2 protein-coding genes are annotated in these 2,480 nt (G+C 45.6%); both read right to left on the reverse strand.

The window, feature by feature from the left end:
• Nucleotides 1-38: 38 nt before the first annotated feature.
• Nucleotides 39-806, reverse strand: a complete 768-nt coding sequence (istB, locus tag FS666_RS19050; RefSeq protein WP_144463762.1) for an IS21-like element helper ATPase IstB — start codon at nt 804-806, stop codon at nt 39-41.
• Nucleotides 807-2,354, reverse strand: a complete 1,548-nt coding sequence (gene istA, locus FS666_RS19055; protein ID WP_144463763.1) for an IS21 family transposase — start codon at nt 2,352-2,354, stop codon at nt 807-809. It abuts the gene before it with no gap.
• Nucleotides 2,355-2,480 lie beyond the last annotated feature (126 nt).

Here is a 2,480-nt window from a genome sequence, read left to right on the forward strand (position 1 = left end):
GCTGTAACCGTCAAGTAGTTTTGAACACTTTTTGCTCATTAATTTTGAACACTTTTCGCTTGGAACAGAGACTCTCGATATTTGATTCTATGGCTAGCTCCGTTAAAGTGTAGAACTTCAGAACGGTGGAGAAGGCGATCCAGGATCGCCGTTGTGATTCCCTGGTCTCCCAGTAACTCTCCCCACTCCTCAGGCCCTTTGTTTGATGTGAGTATGATGGAACTTCGTTCATAGAGATGATTGATGAGATGAAAGAACAAATTGGCCTCGTTTTGGTCCATGGCCATGTACATCAAATCATCGATGATGACGAGATCGGCCCCTCTGATCCGTTTCAGCTGCAGCTGAGATTTCTGGAGGTACTCCTCACTTTTCAATAGAGGAACCAATTCTCCCATAGAGATAAATGACACACGGTGCCCTCTATTGATTGCTTCCAACCCTAACCCAATAGCGATATGAGTTTTCCCAACTCCCGGCGGGCCCAAAAATATGAGATTGAAAGATTCTTCCAGCCATGAGAGCTCTTGGAGCTGCCTTAACTGTCTCTCGCTGAGTGTCGGCAGTTCTTTAAGGTCAAACTCTTCGAAGCTCTTTTGGTAAGGAAACTTCGCCCACTTCAAATGCTTTTCTATCATTTTCTCTTCGCGCCGACTTTCCTCGTACGAAAGCAGTTCGCGCAGAAACTCCTGATAAGTCCACGAATGAGTCTCTGCCTTTCTCAAAAAAGCCGGCAGCACCTTTGATGTCTCTGCCATTCTCAAGCGATGAAACTGTCTCTGTAAATCCTCCACCGAGTAGTCCATTCAGGCACCTCCCAAAATCTTCAGGTAACCATCCAGTTCCCTTAATGATGCTTTCTCTTTGAAATATACGGAGGCCTCCCCGGAACCCGGAATTTCAGGGATTATGTCCTCATGCCCTTGGGTTCTTGCCAAATGTTTTGCCACATCATGAAAATCGTTGGCACTCCACAAGTCCTTTTCGATACAAACATCCAGGGCAGACTGGATGAACGGCTGAAAAGCCTTTACGGCCCTTTGAAGAATCTGAAGCTGGTCCCTTATGTACCTTGGATAACGCTGATAGATTTCATCAAGAAAACGTTGAATCTTTTCCTGGTCTTCAAAGGAGCTCTTGGCCGTATCCATGTATGCCTGTATACCTTTGGACCTGTCCCTGGAGTGGTCTGTATTCTTGATCAGCTGGCCCTTGCCTTTGGAAAGGGGATGAACAGCCAATGGCTCACCTCCGGGTATCTTTTCGATGATCAGCTTTTCTTCTTCAATCCGGATACGGACCGTGTTATCACCATGGGGTTTATACGTCCCCAACGGGACAGAATAACGATTAGATCGGAATTTAATGATGTTGTCCTTATGTACAGTCCTTGTTATACCGGAACCATGGTTGCTTTCGAAAGAGAGCAGGGAGGAGACTTTTCGTAAGTGTGGCTTTTCCAGGGCAAACACTTCGACAGGTCTCTTTTTTGTTGTATTGTGTACCTGGTAATTTCCTTTTCTTTCGAGCCAGGCCAAACACTGCTCGTTCCAGGTATCTATCTGGTGGAATACCCGATTCTTCGCGAAATTCCCTTTAATGAATTTCACCACATTCTCAATCTTTCCTTTTGATTCCGGGTCTGCAGCCCGGCACAGATAGATACGGAATCCTTTCTGCTGCCTGTATGCCTGGAACTCTTCCGTATAGATAATATCGCCCCCATTTTCACTGACTGTCATCAACTTGTCCTGGTCATAGACAATCTCTTCCGTCATCCCGCCATAGTACTCAAACGCCTTCTCATGACAACGCAGGACATCCCGGGTAGTAAATGGACGTTCCTGCCACTCGGCATATTTGAAACGTGAGTGGGAGAGGACGAAGGCGATCGCATATAGTTTGATGACTTTTCCCTCAAAGGTTTTCACTTTCATTTCTCCAAAATCCACCTGCATCTGTTTCCCTTTGGGTAATTCCTCTACGGCTTCATAACTCCGGAACACGAGTGATTTTGGGATATGATATTTTTCCCGCAACTCCCTCACATAGGTGCGCACAGTGCTGTCCCCGACATTTTTGAACTTACAGCGTTCCTCCAGCCAATCTGAAATTTGAGAGGCTGATAAATCCGGGTGCTCTTTTAGCCAGCCCAGCATTTGATCCTGATAAGGATCCAGCTTCCGGTGTCTTGTCTTTAATTCCTCCGTCCACTTGTAGGCCTCTTCGAAATCCTTTTCAAGATATTGATAAACAGTTGTCCTTGATAGATTGCACTTCCTGGCAATGGCTGCGACTTTAAAGCCCTGCCTTTTCAATTGATGAACCTCCACAATCACTTCTAGTTTCAGCACCTTCCCGATCCTCCGTTACATCAGCTATTTCATACTTTTCCTAGTTTAACTGATGGGAGGGAATATGGGCGGAAAGTGTTCATTTCTATCGAGCAAAAACTGTTCAATTTAGCTTAGCAGTTACAA

The organism is Siminovitchia fortis, from assembly GCF_007681465.1.
In the GTDB taxonomy this organism is placed as follows: domain Bacteria; phylum Bacillota; class Bacilli; order Bacillales; family Bacillaceae_C; genus Siminovitchia; species Siminovitchia fortis.

Coding starts and splice junctions, on each gene's coding strand:
- istB (WP_144463762.1), bottom strand. CDS start 806: ATGGACTACTCGGTGGAGGATTTACAGAGACAGTTTCATCGCTTGAGA.